The 16,463-nt window shown below is 60.7% G+C and carries 16 protein-coding genes; 10 read left to right on the top strand and 6 right to left on the bottom strand.

What is annotated here, in order from left to right:
• Nucleotides 1–272: 272 nt before the first annotated feature.
• Both M2397_RS25555 and M2397_RS25550 read right to left on the bottom strand, forming a co-directional pair.
• Entirely contained in the window at nucleotides 273–1,766 is a 1,494-nt protein-coding gene (locus M2397_RS25555; protein ID WP_167656884.1) for a CoA-acylating methylmalonate-semialdehyde dehydrogenase, read from the bottom strand.
• A gap of 39 nt (nucleotides 1,767–1,805) precedes the next feature.
• Nucleotides 1,806–3,155, bottom strand: coding sequence for an aspartate aminotransferase family protein (locus tag M2397_RS25550; protein ID WP_027607942.1), 1,350 nt, complete (start codon nucleotides 3,153–3,155; stop codon nucleotides 1,806–1,808).
• 126 nt (nucleotides 3,156–3,281) lie between these two features.
• Between M2397_RS25550 and M2397_RS25545 the strand changes: the two genes are divergently transcribed.
• The 6 genes from M2397_RS25545 to M2397_RS25520 all read left to right on the top strand — a co-directional run bounded on the left by M2397_RS25545 (nucleotide 3,282) and on the right by M2397_RS25520 (nucleotide 9,274).
• A complete protein-coding gene (locus M2397_RS25545; RefSeq protein ID WP_259244706.1) occupies nucleotides 3,282–4,202 on the top strand; it encodes a LysR family transcriptional regulator in 921 nt (306 codons plus the stop codon).
• An 88-nt stretch (nucleotides 4,203–4,290) separates the two neighbouring features.
• A complete protein-coding gene (locus M2397_RS25540) occupies nucleotides 4,291–5,685 on the top strand; it encodes a uracil-xanthine permease family protein (RefSeq protein ID WP_131696663.1) in 1,395 nt (464 codons plus the stop codon).
• Between the two features lie 87 nt (nucleotides 5,686–5,772).
• Nucleotides 5,773–6,432, top strand: coding sequence for a TetR/AcrR family transcriptional regulator (locus M2397_RS25535; protein WP_131696664.1), 660 nt, complete (start codon nucleotides 5,773–5,775; stop codon nucleotides 6,430–6,432).
• A 12-nt stretch (nucleotides 6,433–6,444) separates the two neighbouring features.
• The gene (locus tag M2397_RS25530; RefSeq protein ID WP_145336109.1) at nucleotides 6,445–7,026 is read left to right on the top strand and encodes a YigZ family protein; all 582 of its coding nucleotides are present in this window, start codon (nucleotides 6,445–6,447) and stop codon (nucleotides 7,024–7,026) included.
• Nucleotides 7,027–7,082: 56 nt separating this feature from the next.
• Nucleotides 7,083–7,769 carry an SDR family oxidoreductase gene (locus M2397_RS25525; protein ID WP_131696666.1) on the top strand — a complete coding sequence of 229 codons (687 nt, stop codon included), beginning with the start codon at nucleotides 7,083–7,085 and terminating at the stop codon, nucleotides 7,767–7,769.
• A gap of 146 nt (nucleotides 7,770–7,915) precedes the next feature.
• Entirely contained in the window at nucleotides 7,916–9,274 is a 1,359-nt protein-coding gene (locus M2397_RS25520; RefSeq protein ID WP_259244705.1) for an 8-oxoguanine deaminase, read from the top strand.
• Between the two features lie 62 nt (nucleotides 9,275–9,336).
• Here M2397_RS25520 and M2397_RS25515 read toward each other — a convergent pair whose 3' ends face one another.
• The gene (locus M2397_RS25515) at nucleotides 9,337–10,428 is read right to left on the bottom strand and encodes a calcium:proton antiporter (RefSeq protein WP_145336105.1); all 1,092 of its coding nucleotides are present in this window, start codon (nucleotides 10,426–10,428) and stop codon (nucleotides 9,337–9,339) included.
• 194 nt (nucleotides 10,429–10,622) lie between these two features.
• On the opposite strand from M2397_RS25515, the gene M2397_RS25510 reads away from it, so the two are divergent.
• Nucleotides 10,623–11,576, top strand: a complete 954-nt coding sequence (locus M2397_RS25510) for an adenosine deaminase (protein WP_043051475.1) — start codon at nucleotides 10,623–10,625, stop codon at nucleotides 11,574–11,576.
• An 89-nt stretch (nucleotides 11,577–11,665) separates the two neighbouring features.
• On the opposite strand, the gene M2397_RS25505 is transcribed toward M2397_RS25510, so the two are convergent.
• Both M2397_RS25505 and M2397_RS25500 read right to left on the bottom strand, forming a co-directional pair.
• Nucleotides 11,666–12,361: a helix-turn-helix transcriptional regulator gene (locus M2397_RS25505; RefSeq protein WP_131696669.1), complete on the bottom strand. Its 696-nt coding sequence runs from the start codon at nucleotides 12,359–12,361 to the stop codon at nucleotides 11,666–11,668.
• Nucleotides 12,362–12,498: 137 nt separating this feature from the next.
• Nucleotides 12,499–13,425, bottom strand: coding sequence for a LysR family transcriptional regulator (locus M2397_RS25500; protein WP_145336103.1), 927 nt, complete (start codon nucleotides 13,423–13,425; stop codon nucleotides 12,499–12,501).
• 115 nt (nucleotides 13,426–13,540) lie between these two features.
• Here M2397_RS25500 and M2397_RS25495 point away from each other — a divergent pair, with 115 nt between their 5' ends.
• The 3 genes from M2397_RS25495 to M2397_RS25485 all read left to right on the top strand — a co-directional run bounded on the left by M2397_RS25495 (nucleotide 13,541) and on the right by M2397_RS25485 (nucleotide 15,202).
• Nucleotides 13,541–13,834, top strand: coding sequence for a putative quinol monooxygenase (locus M2397_RS25495; RefSeq protein ID WP_131696671.1), 294 nt, complete (start codon nucleotides 13,541–13,543; stop codon nucleotides 13,832–13,834).
• A 24-nt stretch (nucleotides 13,835–13,858) separates the two neighbouring features.
• Complete coding sequence (locus M2397_RS25490) at nucleotides 13,859–14,872, top strand: zinc-binding alcohol dehydrogenase family protein (RefSeq protein WP_259244702.1); 1,014 nt, start codon at nucleotides 13,859–13,861, stop codon at nucleotides 14,870–14,872.
• A 147-nt stretch (nucleotides 14,873–15,019) separates the two neighbouring features.
• A complete protein-coding gene (locus M2397_RS25485) occupies nucleotides 15,020–15,202 on the top strand; it encodes a hypothetical protein (RefSeq protein WP_131696673.1) in 183 nt (60 codons plus the stop codon).
• 8 nt (nucleotides 15,203–15,210) lie between these two features.
• Here M2397_RS25485 and M2397_RS25480 read toward each other — a convergent pair whose 3' ends face one another.
• Complete coding sequence (locus M2397_RS25480; protein WP_131696674.1) at nucleotides 15,211–16,404, bottom strand: multidrug effflux MFS transporter; 1,194 nt, start codon at nucleotides 16,402–16,404, stop codon at nucleotides 15,211–15,213.
• Nucleotides 16,405–16,463 lie beyond the last annotated feature (59 nt).

Below are 16,463 nucleotides of genomic sequence, written 5' to 3'. Positions count from 1 at the left end.
CTCCGCTTTCGACCGAGAAGATCGAATCGTTAATAGCGCCAAACAACACGACTCTATCAACGCCTTCTGGGCTTCGATGAACTGAAGCAACTCGCCGTCTAATCCTGCATAACTCTTTGTTTACCAAGGAGTTTTACGTTTCGACTGCGCCGGAAGTGGGGCGAATTATAGACTTCTAGGATCTGCCGTCAACCTTCTTTTTCATCTTTCTGTCATATAAGTCAAAAACGCAAAAGCCGGCCCCAAGGGGCCGGCTTTCTGCTTACTGAGGCTTACAAGCTAGGGAAAGCGAATTGCGACGCTTCATGGCTGGCCCGCTGCGGCCAACGCTGGGTGATCGCCTTACGACGGGTGTAGAAACGCACCCCATCCGGCCCATAGGCGTGCAAGTCGCCAAACAACGAACGCTTCCAGCCACCAAAGCTGTGATAAGCCACCGGCACAGGCAATGGGACATTCACACCGACCATACCCACTTCAATTTCGTCACAGAACAGGCGCGCCGCTTCACCGTCACGGGTGAAGATGCACGTACCGTTGCCATACTCGTGATCGTTGATCAGTTGCATCGCCGCTTCCAGGCTGCTCACCCGGACCACGCACAATACCGGCCCGAAGATCTCTTCCTTATAGATGCGCATCTCAGGCGTCACACGGTCAAACAGACTACCTCCCAGGAAGAAGCCGTCTTCATTCCCGGCAATACTCAGTCCACGACCATCAACCACCAACTCCGCACCAGACGCAACACCGTCTTCTATATAGCCGCTGACCTTATCCCGCGCCTGGCCCGTCACCAGTGGCCCCATATCCAGTCCACATGTCGTGCCCGCACCGATCTTCAGCGCCTTGATCTGTGGCACCAGCTTGGCGATCAACGCATCCGCCACCTGATCACCTACGCACACCGCCACCGAGATCGCCATGCAGCGCTCGCCACAGGAACCATAGGCCGCGCCCATCAAAGCACTGACCGCGTTATCCAGGTCTGCATCCGGCATCAGCACAGCATGGTTCTTCGCCCCACCCAGTGCCTGTACGCGCTTACCGCGTTTGGTCGCTTCGGAATATATGTACTCGGCAATCGGCGTCGACCCCACAAAACTCAGCGCCTTGACTTCCGGCGCCTCGATCAACGCATCCACCGCGCCCTTGTCGCCGTGCACAACACTCAACACACCTTTAGGCAGACCGGCTTCCTGCAGCAGTTGCGCGATCAACAACGTCGAACTCGGATCACGCTCCGAAGGCTTGAGGATGAAGCAGTTACCGCAAACAATCGCCAGCGGATACATCCACAGCGGCACCATCGCCGGGAAGTTGAACGGGGTAATACCGGCCACTACGCCCAAAGGCTGGAAGTCCGACCAGGCATCAATGTTCGGCCCGACATTGCGGCTGTACTCGCCCTTGAGAATCTCCGGCGCCGAGCACGCATACTCAACGTTCTCGATCCCGCGCTTCAGTTCGCCAGCGGCATCTTCCAGCGTCTTGCCATGCTCCTCGCTGATCAGCTGCGAAATACGTGCTTCGTTCTGCTCCAGCAATTGCTTGAACCGGAACATGACCTGCGCGCGCTTGGCCGCCGGCGTGTTACGCCAAGCCGGAAAGGCCGCCTTGGCCGAGTCGATAGCACGTTGAATGGTTTCGCGGCTGGCCAGTGGCACTTGGTGAATCACCTGGCCCGTGGACGGGTTATACACATCGGCAGTACGGCCGGACTCACTGACCAACTCACCGTTGATCAAATGCTGGATAAGACTCATGCAGGGCTCCTGAAAAGTTGTTCTATATAGAAGGAGAAATCAGTCGATCTTGTTCAGCACTTCGCCGACCGCATCGAACAGGCGATCCAGGTCCTGCGGCTTGCTGTTGAAGGTTGGCCCGAACTGCAGGGTGTCACCGCCAAAGCGCACATAGAAGCCCGCTTTCCACAGAGCCATGCCGGCCTCGAATGGACGCACGATGGCATCACCGTCACGTGGGGCAATCTGGATCGCACCGGCCAGGCCGTAGTTACGGATGTCGATCACGTTCTTGCTGCCCTTCAAACCGTGCAGCGCATTCTCAAAGTGCGGCGCGACTTCGGCCACGCTCTGCACCAGGTTTTCCTTCTGCAACAGGTCCAATGCCGCCAGGCCCGCCGCGCAGGCAACCGGGTGCGCCGAATAGGTGTAACCGTGGGGGAACTCCACCGCGTATTCCGGCGTGGCCTGGTTCATGAAGGTCTGATAAATCTCGCTGCTGGCAATCACCGCCCCCATTGGGATCGCACCGTTGGTGACTTGCTTGGCGATGCACATCAGGTCCGGGGTCACGCCGAAGCTGTCAGCGCCGAACATCGAGCCGGTACGACCGAAGCCGGTGATCACTTCGTCGAACACCAGCAGAATGTTGTGCTGGTCGCAGATCTCACGCAGGCGCTTGAGGTAACCCTGCGGCGGCACCAGCACGCCAGCGGAGCCGGCCATCGGTTCGACAAACACAGCGGCGATGTTCGACGCGTCGTGCAGTTCGATCAGCTTGAGCAACTCATCAGCCAAGGCGATACCGCCCTGCTCCGGCATGCCGCGAGAGAAAGCATTGCTCGCCAGCAAGGTGTGAGGCAGATGGTCAACGTCCATCATCGCCTGACCAAACATCTTACGGTTGCCGTTGACGCCGCCCAGGCTGGTACCCGCGATGTTCACACCGTGATAACCACGGGCGCGGCCGATCATCTTGGTCTTGGTGGCTTGGCCCTTCAGGCGCCAGTAGGCACGCACCATCTTCACCGCAGTATCGGCGCACTCGGAACCGGAGTCGGTGAAAAACACGTGATTCAGGTTGCCTGGGGTCAAATCGGTGATCTTTTCCGCCAGTTGGAAAGACAATGGATGGCCGTACTGGAAGCCTGGGGAGTAGTCAAGCGTGCCCAGTTGCTTGGCGACCGCCTCCTGGATTTCCTTGCGCGTATGCCCGGCGCCACAGGTCCACAGGCCCGACAACGAGTCGTACACCTTGCGCCCCTTGTCATCGGTCAACCAGCTGCCTTCGGCGGCTACGATCAGACGCGGGTCACGCTGAAAGTTACGGTTGGCGGTGTAAGGCATCCAGTGAGCGTCCAACTTCAATTGGCTGGCCAGGGACGATGGGGCGTTTTCGGGCATGTTCATCAGCAAAACCTCGCAGGGCAACAGGCAGCGTCGGGATTGAAAAAGCGTTGTTGCAGCTAAATTGCCACGGGCATAAAGTCGGTGAAATCCAACTCTTCTAACCTTCAGTCAGGGCTTCACTAAACTATGAGCAGCCGTCGACCCGATCCCCTGGCCCAAGTCAGCGACTTCGATATCCGCCTGTTGCGCATCTTTCGCAGCGTAGTGGAGTGCGGCGGCTTCTCGGCGGCGGAAACTGTGCTCGGTATCGGCCGCTCCGCCATCAGCCAGCAAATGAGCGATCTTGAGCAGCGGCTCGGATTAAGACTCTGCCAACGCGGCCGTGCCGGTTTCTCGCTGACCGAAGAAGGCCGCGAGGTCTACCAATCGGCCCTACAACTACTAAGCGCCCTGGAAAGTTTCCGCACCGAGGTCAACGGTCTGCACCAGCACTTGCGCGGCGAGTTGATCATCGGCCTCACCGACAACCTGGTCACCTTGCCCCACATGCGAATCACCTACGCCCTGGCACAGCTAAAGGAGCGTGGACCGGACGTACAAATCCAGATCCGCATGATCGCCCCCAATGAAGTCGAACAAGGCGTACTCGACGGCCGCCTGCATGTCGGTGTGGTGCCCCAGGCCAGCGCCCTGTCCGGCCTGGAATACCAGGCGCTGTACAGCGAACGCTCACTGCTTTACTGCGCGGTTGGCCACCCCCTGTTTTATGCCGACGACAAGCAACTGGGCGACGAGCGCATCGACGCCCAGGACGCCATCGCCCCCACCTTCCGCCTGCCCGCCGAGATCCAGGCCCATTACCAGGCACTCAACTGCACCGCCAGCGCCTCGGACCGCGAAGGCATGGCATTCCTGATTCTCACCGGTCGCTACATCGGTTACTTGCCCGACCACTACGCGAGCCTATGGGTGCAACAAGGCCGACTGCGCGCGCTGAAACCGGCTACGCGCTTTTACGATTTAAGCCTCGCATCGGTCACGCGCAAAGGCCGTCGCCCTCATTTGGTGCTGGAAAGCTTCCTGGAAAGCCTGGCGGCAACGCGCTAACTCGGGCCTTACGCAAAAAGCTGAGCACCTGGACAGCTTTTTGCAAGGACACCAGGACCTAGAACCGTCCGCCTCGAGTTTGCTTGCCATGCCACCAGAATCCTCCAGCCCCAGTGACCTGATCTACGGTCTCAATGACCGCCCCAAACCCGCCCCTGCCTTGCTGGCCGCACTGCAACATGTGCTGGCCGCTTTTGTCGGCATCATCACGCCACCGCTGATCATCGGCTCCACCCTGGGCCTGACCGCACACTTGCCCTACCTGATCAGCATGGCGTTAATGGTGTCCGGCGTCGGCACATTCATTCAGGCCCGTAGGCCATTTGGGATCGGCGCCGGGATGATCTGCCTGCAAGGCACCAGCTTTGCGTTTCTGGGCGCAGTGCTGTCGGCCGGCTTTCTGGTCAAGCAACGCGGCGGCAGCCCGGAAGACATCATGGCGATGATCTTCGGCGTGTGCTTTTTCGGCGCAGCAGTGCAGGTCATTCTCAGCCGCTTTATTGGTCAACTGCGCCGAGTGATCACCCCGCTGGTGACCGGGATTGTCATTACCCTGATCGGCATCAGCCTGATCAAGGTCGGTATCACTGACCTGGGCGGCGGTTTCAACGCACCGGACTTCGGCGCACCGACCAACCTTGCCCTGGGCCTGTTCGTGGTGCTGACAATCATCTTGCTCAACCGCTCCAACACACCCTGGGTGCGCCTCTCGGCGATCATCATCGGTCTCGCCCTCGGCAGCCTCGCAGCCTGGTTCAGTGGCAAGCTGGTCCCCCAGGCACTGGGCGACTTGCCTTTAGTCAGCCTGCCGATCCCCTTTCGATTCGGCTTCAACTTCGACTGGAGCGCCTTCCTGCCGATCGCGCTGATTTATCTGATCAGCAGCATCGAAACCGTCGGCGACCTCACCGCCAACTGCATGATCGCGCGCCAGCCCATCAGCGGGGCTTCCTATATAAGCCGACTCAAAGGCGGCGTCCTCGGCGATGGCGTCAGTTGCATGATCGCCGCCACGTTCAGCGCCTTCCCCAACACCACCTTTGCCCAGAACAACGGCGTGATCCAACTGACCGGCGTGGCCAGCCGCTACGTCGGCCTGTACATCGGCGTGGTGCTGTTCTGCCTGGGTTTGTTCCCGTTGATCGGTGCCGTGCTGCAACAAATCCCCAAGCCCGTGTTGGGCGGCGCAACCCTGGTGATGTTCGGCAGTGTGGCCGCCGCCGGCGTACGCATCCTCGCCCAGGCACCCCTGGACCGTCGCAGCATGCTGATCATCGCCACCTCGTTCGGCGTCGGCCTGGGCATCGCCGCACAACCGAACCTGCTGCACCTGATGCCAACCCTGGTGCAGAACCTGTTCGACTCAGCCATCACCAGCGGCGGCCTGACCGCCATCGTGTTGTGCCTGTTACTGCCGGAATCCAAGGTGCCCGCTCCTGCCGCAAACCACGCGCAGGAAAGCGACACCCTGGAACCGCTTTGACGGTTTTATTGCATCGGGACTTGTCTGAGGCTTGAGGGTGGGTTATCTGTGCACACGTCGTCTCTATCGATCAGCACGGAAACCTCCATGAGCCTCGAAGTTCCTGCCCACAGCAACCACGCCGGTAAGCCCGCCAGCCGCATCCGGCAAAAGAACGAACAAGCGATTCTCCAGGCTGCTGAAGATGAGTTCGCGCGCCATGGCTACAAGGGCACCAGCATGAACACCATTGCTGCCAGCGCCGGGCTGCCCAAAGCCAACTTGCACTACTACTTCACGAACAAGCTGGGCCTGTATATCGCAGTGCTCAGCAATATCCTCGAACTGTGGGACAGCACCTTCAACACGCTGACCGCCGAGGACGACCCGGCCGTGGCCCTCTCCCGCTACATCCGCACCAAGATGGAGTTTTCGCGGCGCCAGCCCCAGGCCTCGCGGATTTTCGCCATGGAAATCATCAGCGGTGGCGAATGCCTGACAGAATACTTCAGCCAGGATTACCGCGCCTGGTTCAGTGGTCGGGCGGCGGTGTTCCAGGCCTGGATCGACGCCGGCAAGATGGACCCCATCGACCCCGTGCACCTGATCTTCCTGTTGTGGGGCAGCACTCAGCACTACGCCGACTTCGCCACCCAGATCTGCCGCGTCACCGGTCGCACCAAGCTGACCAAGCAAGATATGGATGACGCCGGCACCAACCTGATCCACATCATTCTCAAGGGCTGCGGCATCAAGCCGGCCCTCTAGACGAAGCTATTTATGTCTTTCACGCTCACCGGCCTTTGCGAGTTCCGCGAAGAAATTCGCAAAAGCCGCTTCATTACCCTGGCCGCACCGATCACCAGCCCGCAAGAAGCCCAGGCATTTTTCGAGCAGCACAGCGACCTCAACGCCACGCACAACTGCTGGGCCTGGAAGCTGGCCGATCAATACCGCAGCAGTGACGACGGCGAACCCGGCGGCACCGCAGGGCGGCCGATCCTGGCGGCCATCGAAGCCCAAGGTTTTGATCAGGTCGCAGTGCTAGTGATTCGCTGGTATGGCGGCATACAACTCGGTACCGGCGGCCTGGCCCGCGCTTATGGTGGCGGTGCGAACAAGTGCCTGCAAAATGCCGAGCGCATCGAACTGATCAGCCGCGTGCCGCTGAGTTGCGCCTGCGCTTTCTCCGAGTTGAACCTGGTCAAACTGCGCGTCGCCGAGTTGGGCGGGCTGGTGCTGGAAGAAACCTTCACCGCCAATGGCGTGGAGTTACAACTGGCCCTGGGCGAAGCCCACATCGGCACCCTGCAAACCCAGCTCGCCGACCTGAGCCGTGGGCGCATCCTGCTGCAACGCTGAAACTGCTAATGTTGTCCGCTGAACACCCTGAACCGCGACTTTTAAAGGAAGCCTTCATGCCTACGCCAAAAACCGCACTGATCATCGGCGCCTCACGCGGGCTGGGCCTTGGCCTGGTCAAGCAATTGCTCCAGGACGGCTGGGACGTGACCGCCACCGTGCGTGACCCGAACAAGGCCGATGCCCTGAAAGCCGTGGGCCCGGTGCAGATCGAGAAACTCGACATGGACGATCAGCAGGCCGTGATCGCCCTGAACCAACGCCTCAAGGACCGCACCTTCGACTTGTTGTTCGTCAACGCAGGCGTCAAGGGCCCCGCCAATCAAGAACCTGGCCATGCCACCCTGGCGGAAGTCGGCCAGCTGTTCTTCACTAACGCCGTGGCGCCGATCAACCTGGCCCAGCGCTTCGTCGGGCAGATCCGCAAGGACAGCGGCGTGCTGGCGTTCATGAGTTCGGTGCTGGGCAGCGTGACCATCCCCGACGGCTCGGACCTGGCGCTGTACAAGGCCAGCAAGGCCGCACTCAACTCCATGACCAACAGCTTCATTACCCAACTGGGCGATCACAAACTCACCGTGCTGTCGCTGCACCCTGGCTGGGTGAAGACCGACATGGGCGGCGAAAACGCGCACATTGATGTCGACACCAGCGTGCGCGGCCTGGTGGACCAAGTGAACGCCTACACCGGTAAGGGCGGCCATCACTTCGTGGACTACAAAGGCGACACCATCGCCTGGTAAGCCGCACAGGGTCGTTATCGAGCGATTGCCGTCGATAACGATCCACGCGTAGACTGCCCACCTCGCCCTCACCGGCGACCCTGGATCAGCAGACAGGGCATCACTGAGCTGGCAAACCTGAACCCATTATTCAGAGGAGCCGGCCAATGCCTGCGACCCGTATCTGGTTAAAAAACCCCCTCGCGATTTTCACCGCCAACGGCCTCGACGCCCGTGGCGGCCTGGTGCTGCAAGACGGTGTGATCACCGAAGTGCTGGCCCAAGGCCAAGAGCCCGCACAGCCCTGCGCCCAAGTGTTCGATGCGCGTGAGCATGTGTTACTGCCCGGGCTGATCAACACCCACCATCACTTCTATCAAACCCTGACCCGCGCCTGGGCGCCGGTAGTCAATCAGCCATTGTTTCCCTGGTTGAAAACCCTGTACCCGGTCTGGGCGCGACTGACTCCGGAAAAACTCGCCCTGGCGTCGAAGGTGGCACTCGCGGAGTTGCTGCTCTCGGGCTGCACCACGGCGGCAGACCACCACTATCTGTTCCCCGACGGCCTGGAAAACGCCATCGATGTGCAAGTCGACAGCGTGCGCGAGCTGGGCATGCGTGCCATGCTCACCCGCGGTTCCATGAGCCTGGGCGAAGCCGACGGCGGCCTGCCACCGCAACAGACGGTGCAACAGGGCCAGGTCATCCTCGACGACAGCCAGCGCCTGATCCGCGAATACCACCAGCGCGGCGACGGTGCGCACATCCAGATTGCCCTGGCACCCTGCTCACCGTTTTCCGTCACCCCGCAAATCATGCAGGCCAGCGCCGAACTGGCCAACAGCCTGGATGTGCGCCTGCACACCCACCTGGCCGAAACCCTCGACGAAGAAGATTTCTGCCTGCAGCGCTTCGGCCTGCGCACGGTGGATTACTTGGACAGCGTCGGCTGGCTCGGCCCGCGCACCTGGCTGGCCCATGGCATTCACTTCAACCCGGATGAAATTGCGCGCCTTGGCGCCGCCGGTACGGGTATCTGCCATTGCCCAAGTTCCAACATGCGCCTGGCCTCCGGCATCTGCCCGACCCTGGACCTGATCGCTGCCGGCGCGCCCATCGGCCTGGGTGTGGACGGTTCTGCCTCCAACGATGCGTCAAATATGATTCTTGAAACCCGCCAGGCCCTGTACATCCAGCGCCTGCGTTACGGCGCCGAAAAGATCACTCCCGAAGGCGTGCTGGGCTGGGCGACCAAAGGATCGGCGCAGCTACTGGGGCGTACGGATATTGGTGAACTGGCCGTAGGCAAACAGGCCGACCTGGCGCTGTTCAAACTGGATGAACTGCGCTTCTCCGGCAGCCATGATCCGATCTCCGCACTGCTGCTGTGCGGCGCGGATCGGGCGGACCGGGTGATGATCGGCGGCAAATGGCGGGTCATCGACGGGCAGGTGGAAGGCCTGGACCTGAAAGGCTTGATCGCCGATCACAGCCAGGCGGCGCGGCAGCTGATCGCCGGAACCTGAGTCAAACACCGGTCAAAATGTGGGAGAGGGCTTGCCCCCTCCCACATTGGAGTGCGCGGTGCTTACAAACCCAACAGCGACAACATGATAAAGGTCGCAAACAACACAAAATGGGTCATCCCCTCGATAGCATTGGTTTCGCCGTCGTTGAGGTTGATCGCGCTGACAATCAACGTGATCAACACCATCACCGTTTGCACCGGCGTCATCGCCATCTGGAACGGCTGGCCGGTGTAGAGCGCCATGGCTTCCATCACCGGCACCGTCAGGATCACCGTCGACAACGACGCGCCCAGGGCAATGTTCACCACCGACTGCATGCGGTTGGCCAGCGCAGCACGCAAGGCCGTCAGAATCTCCGGTGCCGCCGAAATAGCCGCCACCACGATCGCCGTGATCACCGGCGGTGCGCCCGTGCCTTCCAGGCCCAGGTCGAGGGTCTTGGACATCACCTCGGCCAGCGCACCAATCACAATCACACCGAACACCAGGGTACCGATGGAAAACGCCAGGTTCACCGGCGGCGACGCGTCTTCCTCAGGAAGTTTCTTGCGGCGCTTTTCCGGGTAGCTATAGCTGAAGAAATAACTGTGCGGCCCCACCTGCATGCGCAGGAACAAGGTGTAGAGCACCACCATCGCGCCGATGGTGAAGGCCGAGTAAATCTTCCAGTCGGCTTCGGGGATAAACTCCGGCACCACCATCGACACGCCCATGGCGGTCAGGATCATTACGCTGTAGGTACGTGCCGAATCATCATTGTAGGACTGTTCGCCATGCTTGATGCCGCCCATCAACGCTGCCAGACCGAGGATGCCGTTGATATCGAGCATCACCGCCGAATAAATGGTGTCGCGCACCAAGGTGGGTGACGGCTCGTTGCTCATCATGATCGCCAGGATCACCACCTCCACCAGCACGGCGGCGAGGGTCAGGATCATGGTGCCGTAGGGGTCGCCGACCTTTTCCGCGAGTTGCTCGGCGTGGTGGGCCACACGCATCGATGCCACCACGATAAAACCGATCAACACCACGCCGGCCAACAGCGCCACCATTTGCCCGCTGTGCAGCATCCAGTGCTCCAACGGGTAGGCGGCGATGGCGGCAATCAGCGCCAGCAACATGAATTTTTCTTGCTTGAGGGATGTGAGCATTCCGGGCCTTTTAGTACGGCAAATCAGTCATTGATGGGGTACAGACTGCGCCAAGCCGCTAACGTTTCGTTACACCTTAGTTCACACGGTCCTTGCGTGAACAAATCGAATACTCTCCTGCTGGTCAGGTTTTGCCGATTATTTCAGCCATGGCCTGTAGAATGCCGCCATTGCACCTGATGAGAATTTAGAAAATGTACGATTGGCTCAACGCCCTGCCCAAGGCTGAATTGCACCTGCACCTGGAGGGCTCGCTGGAGCCTGAGCTGCTGTTCGCCCTGGCTGAGCGCAACAAGATCGCGCTGCCGTGGAACGACGTCGAAACCCTGCGCAAGGCCTATGCCTTCAACAACCTGCAAGAGTTTCTCGACCTGTATTACAAGGGCGCCGATGTGCTGCGCACCTCCCAGGACTTCTACGACCTGACCTGGGCCTACCTGCTGCGCTGCAAAGCCCAGAACGTGATCCACACCGAACCCTTCTTCGACCCGCAAACCCACACCGACCGTGGAGTGCCGTTCGAAGTGGTGCTCAACGGCATCGCCGCCGCGCTTAAAGATGGCGAGCAGCAGTTGGGCATCACCAGCGGTTTGATCCTCAGCTTCCTGCGTCACCTGAGCGAAGCCGAAGCCGAGAAAACCCTCGACCAGGCACTGCCGTTCCGTGACGCGTTCGTGGCCGTGGGCCTGGACAGTTCGGAAATGGGTCATCCGCCGAGCAAGTTCCAGCGTGTGTTCGACCGTGCCCGACACGAAGGCTTCCTCACCGTCGCCCACGCCGGTGAAGAAGGTCCGCCCGAGTACATCTGGGAAGCCATCGACCTGCTGAAAATCCAGCGTATCGACCATGGCGTACGCGCCATCGAAGACGAGCGCCTGATGCAGCGCATCATCGACGAGCAGATCCCGTTGACCGTTTGCCCGCTGTCCAACACCAAGCTCTGCGTGTTCGACGACATGGCCCAGCACAACATCCTCGACATGCTCGAACGTGGCGTGAAGGTAACGGTGAACTCGGATGACCCGGCGTACTTCGGCGGCTATGTCACCGAAAACTTCCACGCGCTGTACACCTCGCTGGGCATGACCCAGGACCAGGCCAAACGCCTGGCGCAGAACAGCCTGGATGCGCGCCTGGTAAAACCCTGACTGCACGCAATGTCATCATCGCCAGGTCCATGGAATCGAAAAAATCCAGGGCGATGATGATAAGGAGTACGCGGCGGTAACCGTCGGCGCTAGGGTTGTTCGGACATGGCCAATCGGGCGATTTCTGCCAGCCCGTTATGGTTGAGCTGCACCGCCCGGGACTCGTTGACCAGGCTGATCCAGTTCGATTGCAGGAACAACTGCAACAGCCCCGCGCCCAGCGCGCCGCCCAGGTGCGGTTGCCGCTGGCTCCAATCGAAGCAGTCGCACACCAGTGGCGACGCCAGCGCCTGGGTGTAAATACCCAGGCCCGCCAAGTGCCGTGCGCCCTTGACCGTGACTTCAATGCGTTGTTCATGACGCTCGATCCACCCCGCCGCCAACATCCGCTCATACAGCTGCGCCGCCACTTCGCCGCCGAGGTGGCCCTGGCACAGCCGCGCATGTCGCAACAGTGGCGGCGCCACCAACACCGGCGGTGAAGCATGCGGTGCGCTACGTGCTGCGCTGGCCAGGGTCGTACTGGCCAAGGCATCGATGGCGACGCTGACATCGGCAGCCGCCACGCGGAACAGTCGCTTGCCACGCCCGCCCTCGGTACGCAGCAAGCCACTCCCCGTCAGTCGTGCCAGATGAGCATTGGCCGAGGCGGGTGACAGCCCGGCAAGCGTTGCCAATTCCTCCGAGGACTTGGCCGAGCCGTCCATCAGGGACCAGAGCATGGCGGTGCGTTTGGGCTCGGCGAGCAAGCTGGCGATCTGACTGATGCATGGTGCTTCTTCCATCGATTCACTCCCTATCGAATTATTTTTCTGATGCGGTGGGCGCCAAAGTATAGGTGCGTAAACCAGCGGTTCCGCGGTGTCTGACAGCGTGAGTAGGGACAGGAGCTGAGTGAAATTTCCTTGTCTGATGGAGGCTATTACGTCGTACACAATCGATCCGGCAATTGAGCGGTCAATATCGCACAGCGCGACACGAGCATTTCCCGCAGCAGGTTGATAGGTTTGCTCAACTGGGCCCGGTGGGCGCACAGCAAATTGAGCGGTGTGCGCTCGCCACGCAACTCAGGCAAGACCAGGCGCAAGCGCCCGGCCAGTACATCGGTGCTCACATCCAGCCAGGATTTGTAGGCAATGCCCACGCCCGCCACCGCCCAGCGGCGCACCACATCGGCATCATCGCTGAAGCGGTCGCCACTGACTGTGAGGCTGATTTCACGTTTGCCATCGTGAAAGGTCCAGTGGTCATGGACTCGGCTGCCAAGCATGTAAAGCAAGCAATTGTGCTGGGCCAATTGCTCCAGGTGTCGCGGCTCGCCATAACGCGCGAGGTAGCTGGGGGCTGCGCATAACACACGAACGTTGTGCGGCGCGACGGGCAGGGCGATCAGACTCGAGTCTTCGGGTTCGCCATAGCGCAGGGCAATGTCCACCGGCTGGCGGAACAGGTCGGCAATCCGATCACCCAACAGCAGGCGTACGGTGAGTTGCGGGTACTCGTACTGAAATTCGTCCAGCCAGGGCAGTAATTGGTTGCGGCCGAAATCCGAAGGGGCCGAGAGTTGCAATACCCCGCTGACATGGTCCTGACCACTGGCCAATAAGCGCCGTCCTTCGTCCAGGGAACTCAGCGCAGCGCGGGCATATTGCAGGAAGCCTTCACCTTCGGCGGTAAGGCGCAGGCTGCGGGTGGAGCGCGCCAGCAGACGCGCGCCCAATTGCTGTTCGATGCGCTTGAGCGCCGCACTGGCCACGGCGGGCGACAGGTCCATCACCCGCGCCGCCGCCGACAAACTGCCCAGGTCCGCCGCGCGTACAAACAACTGCAAATCGTCAAAACGCAGCATTCACCCACCCATTATCAAAATATTATTGAAACAGCGTGCTGTTTTAGCCGCTTTTATCTTGCAGGGAAATGGCCAATCATCTACCCATCCCGTTATCACGTGTCTGGAGTTGAATATGTCCACAGCCTTTAACGTCATCGCCACGCTGATCGCCAAACCTGGCCAACAGGCCACCTTGGAGCCGCTGCTGCGCGACTTGCTGGAACCCACGCGTCTTGAAGCCGGCTGCGAGCAATACGACCTGCACCAGGACCTGCAGCACCCTGAGACCTTCTACATGCTCGAACGCTGGAGCGATGACGCAGCACTGGCCGACCACGACCAGAGCGCGCATATCCAAAGTTTTCGCGCTAAAGCCGCTGATGTCATCGAACACTTCGAACTCAAGCGCCTGAAGTTTCTCGCCTGATCACCGCCTTTTTCCGGAGCCCCCATGAAAGCCATTGCCTACTACGCATCACTGCCGATCAACGATGAAAAATCCCTGCAAGACATCCAACTGCCGGAGCCCGTTGCCGGCCCCCGCGACTTGCTGGTGGAAGTCAAAGCCATCTCGGTCAACCCGGTGGACACCAAGGTGCGCCAGAACGTCGCCCCCGAAAACGGCGCGGCCAAAGTGCTGGGCTGGGACGTGGCCGGTGTGGTCAAGGCCGTCGGCAGCGAAGTGAGCCTGTTCAAAGTCGGCGACAAAGTGTTCTACGCTGGTTCCCTGATACGCCCAGGCGCTAACAGCGAACTGCACACCGTCGATGAGCGCATTGTCGGCCACATGCCCAAGAGCCTGGGCTTTGCCGAAGCCGCCGCGCTGCCGCTGACCGCCATCACCGCCTGGGAGCTGCTATTCGAACGCCTGCAAGTGCGTGAAGGTCAAGAGGCAGAAGGTCAGAGCCTGCTCATTGTCGGCGCCGCCGGTGGTGTGGGTTCGATCCTGACCCAACTGGCCAGCCAGCTCACCGCACTGACGGTGATCGGCACCGCCTCGCGCCCGGAAACCCAGGAATGGACCAAGGCACTCGGCGCCGACCTGGTGATCGACCACAGCCAACCGCTGAGCGAAGCGTTGAAACAAGCCGGCCACCCGCAGGTAACCCACGTCGCCAGCCTGACCCAAACCGAGCATCACCTGGACCAACTGGTCGAAGCGCTGCAACCCCAAGGCAAGCTGGCGCTGATCGACGACCCCAAGGCGCTGGACGTGAGCAAACTCAAGCGCAAGAGCCTGTCACTGCATTGGGAGTTCATGTACACGCGCTCGATGTTCGAGACGCCGGACATGATCGAGCAGCACAACCTGCTCAATCGCGTGGCCGAACTGATCGACGCCGGCACCTTGAAAACCACGCTGGGCGAGCACTTCGGTGTGATCAATGCGGCGAACCTGCGCCGTGCCCATGCGCTGCTGGAAAGCGGCAAGGCCAAGGGCAAGATCGTGCTGGAAGGGTTCTGAAGATAACGTCTGTCAGTGTCGTCCGTTATTCGTGTGAGTGATGGACGACACCACTAGTCAGAGAGTTGATCTTTGTCATATTTGTGAGCGTATTCGGGTTTATATTGGCCGCCTTTGCCACGATTCTTTTACGTGAGGAAGTCAGCAATGAAAATCCTGATAAAAGCGTTAGCAAAATCCCCAGGCAACAAATGGCAGGTTCGTCTCGACGGCGATGCATTCACCTTCCGCAGCGAGGCCGAGGCTCGCGCCTTTGCCGATACCCTGCAAGCCCGTATCCGGGCCCCCCACCGTTTCCCACTCAGCCAGCAACGCTCCGCCGCTGGCTGACCTGCATTTCAGCCCTGCGCCTGCGTGGCCCTTGCCCGTTGCAGGCGCTGGGTCAACATCGCAATCGTCACCGCCAACACCCCGCACAAGCTGATGACCATCGCCATCGGCATCGCCGTGCCGTCGTGCAGCACGCCCACCAACGAAGCCGCCCCTGCCGCCACACCAAACTGAATGCAACCGAGCAAGGCCGACGCACTGCCGGCCCGGGCGCCCTGCCCGCTCATGGCGCAGGCCGAGGTGTTGGGCAGAATGCAGCCCAGGCTGGCGATACAGATGAACAGCGGTACCAGCAACGGCCATAGCGCATCGGTGCGCAAGGCCGCGATGCCCAGCAGTGACAGCGCTGCCAGCAGATAAACCCACACCGTACGCGACAGCAGAAACGCCGGGCCACGTTTGGCCAGCAGCCGCGCGTTAACCTGTGCAACCAGGATGAAGCCGGCGGCGTTGGAGCCGAACAGCCAGCCGTAATGCTCAGCGGGCACGCCATAGAGTTTGATAAATACGAACGGGGAGCCGGCGATGTAGGCAAACATCCCGGCAATCGAAATGCCCCCGGTCAGGGCGTAACCGAGGTAGACCCGGTCTGACAACAGCGCACCATAGCGACGCAGCGACCCGGACAAGGGCTGACGCGGCTGATGGGCCGGAAAGGTCTCCGGCAAACCGACCGCCACGGCGATCGCCGCCATCACGCTGAAGATCGACAGCGCGAGGAAAATCGACTGCCAGCCCCACAACCCGACCATCACACCACCCGCCAATGGCGCCAGGATCGGCGCCAGGCCGGTCACCAGCATCAGTTGCGAGTACACCTTGGCCGAGCCCACCGCATCACATTTGTCACTGACCACTGCACGGGAAATCACCATGCCTGCGCAACCGCCCAGGGCCTGCACGAAGCGTGCGCCAATCAGCCACTCCAGGGAGGGCGCGTACGCGCAGGCAAAGGACGCCAGGGTAAACAGGGTCACGCCGCTGAGCAGCGGGCCGCGCCGACCGAAGCGGTCCGCCAGCGGGCCGTAGATCAACTGGCCGATGGCCAAGCCAGCGAAATACACCGCCAGGGTCAACTGGATATGTTTTTCGTCGGTCCCGAAGGCCGTCGCCATGGCAGGAAAGCCCGGCAGATAGAAGTCGATCGCCAACGGCGCGAAGGCGCTCAAGGCACCCAGAATCAGGATTATGCGAAGGTTCATCAGGCACCCAAGTGTGTCGGCAGCCCGACAGTTTAGCCGCGCTTGGGTGCATTGAATAC

Source organism: Pseudomonas sp. BIGb0381 (assembly GCF_024809815.1).
GTDB lineage: Bacteria > Pseudomonadota > Gammaproteobacteria > Pseudomonadales > Pseudomonadaceae > Aquipseudomonas.
The sequence above is the reverse complement of the archived record's forward strand: the minus strand, read 5'-3'. Positions and strand labels throughout refer to the sequence as shown.

What these genes read in the sequence shown, in the direction of transcription:
- M2397_RS25525 (WP_131696666.1), top strand. Translation starts at nt 7,083, where the DNA reads ATGCCTACGCCAAAAACCGCACTGATCATCGGCGCCTCACGCGGGCTG.
- M2397_RS25490 (WP_259244702.1), top strand. Translation starts at nt 13,859, where the DNA reads ATGAAAGCCATTGCCTACTACGCATCACTGCCGATCAACGATGAAAAA.
- M2397_RS25510 (WP_043051475.1), top strand. Translation starts at nt 10,623, where the DNA reads ATGTACGATTGGCTCAACGCCCTGCCCAAGGCTGAATTGCACCTGCAC.
- M2397_RS25545 (WP_259244706.1), top strand. Translation starts at nt 3,282, where the DNA reads ATGAGCAGCCGTCGACCCGATCCCCTGGCCCAAGTCAGCGACTTCGAT.
- M2397_RS25540 (WP_131696663.1), top strand. Translation starts at nt 4,291, where the DNA reads ATGCCACCAGAATCCTCCAGCCCCAGTGACCTGATCTACGGTCTCAAT.
- M2397_RS25530 (WP_145336109.1), top strand. Translation starts at nt 6,445, where the DNA reads ATGTCTTTCACGCTCACCGGCCTTTGCGAGTTCCGCGAAGAAATTCGC.
- M2397_RS25550 (WP_027607942.1), bottom strand. Translation starts at nt 3,155, where the DNA reads ATGAACATGCCCGAAAACGCCCCATCGTCCCTGGCCAGCCAATTGAAG.
- M2397_RS25495 (WP_131696671.1), top strand. Translation starts at nt 13,541, where the DNA reads ATGTCCACAGCCTTTAACGTCATCGCCACGCTGATCGCCAAACCTGGC.
- M2397_RS25515 (WP_145336105.1), bottom strand. Translation starts at nt 10,428, where the DNA reads ATGCTCACATCCCTCAAGCAAGAAAAATTCATGTTGCTGGCGCTGATT.
- M2397_RS25500 (WP_145336103.1), bottom strand. Translation starts at nt 13,425, where the DNA reads ATGCTGCGTTTTGACGATTTGCAGTTGTTTGTACGCGCGGCGGACCTG.
- M2397_RS25505 (WP_131696669.1), bottom strand. Translation starts at nt 12,361, where the DNA reads ATGGAAGAAGCACCATGCATCAGTCAGATCGCCAGCTTGCTCGCCGAG.
- M2397_RS25485 (WP_131696673.1), top strand. Translation starts at nt 15,020, where the DNA reads ATGAAAATCCTGATAAAAGCGTTAGCAAAATCCCCAGGCAACAAATGG.
- M2397_RS25555 (WP_167656884.1), bottom strand. Translation starts at nt 1,766, where the DNA reads ATGAGTCTTATCCAGCATTTGATCAACGGTGAGTTGGTCAGTGAGTCC.
- M2397_RS25535 (WP_131696664.1), top strand. Translation starts at nt 5,773, where the DNA reads ATGAGCCTCGAAGTTCCTGCCCACAGCAACCACGCCGGTAAGCCCGCC.
- M2397_RS25480 (WP_131696674.1), bottom strand. Translation starts at nt 16,404, where the DNA reads ATGAACCTTCGCATAATCCTGATTCTGGGTGCCTTGAGCGCCTTCGCG.
- M2397_RS25520 (WP_259244705.1), top strand. Translation starts at nt 7,916, where the DNA reads ATGCCTGCGACCCGTATCTGGTTAAAAAACCCCCTCGCGATTTTCACC.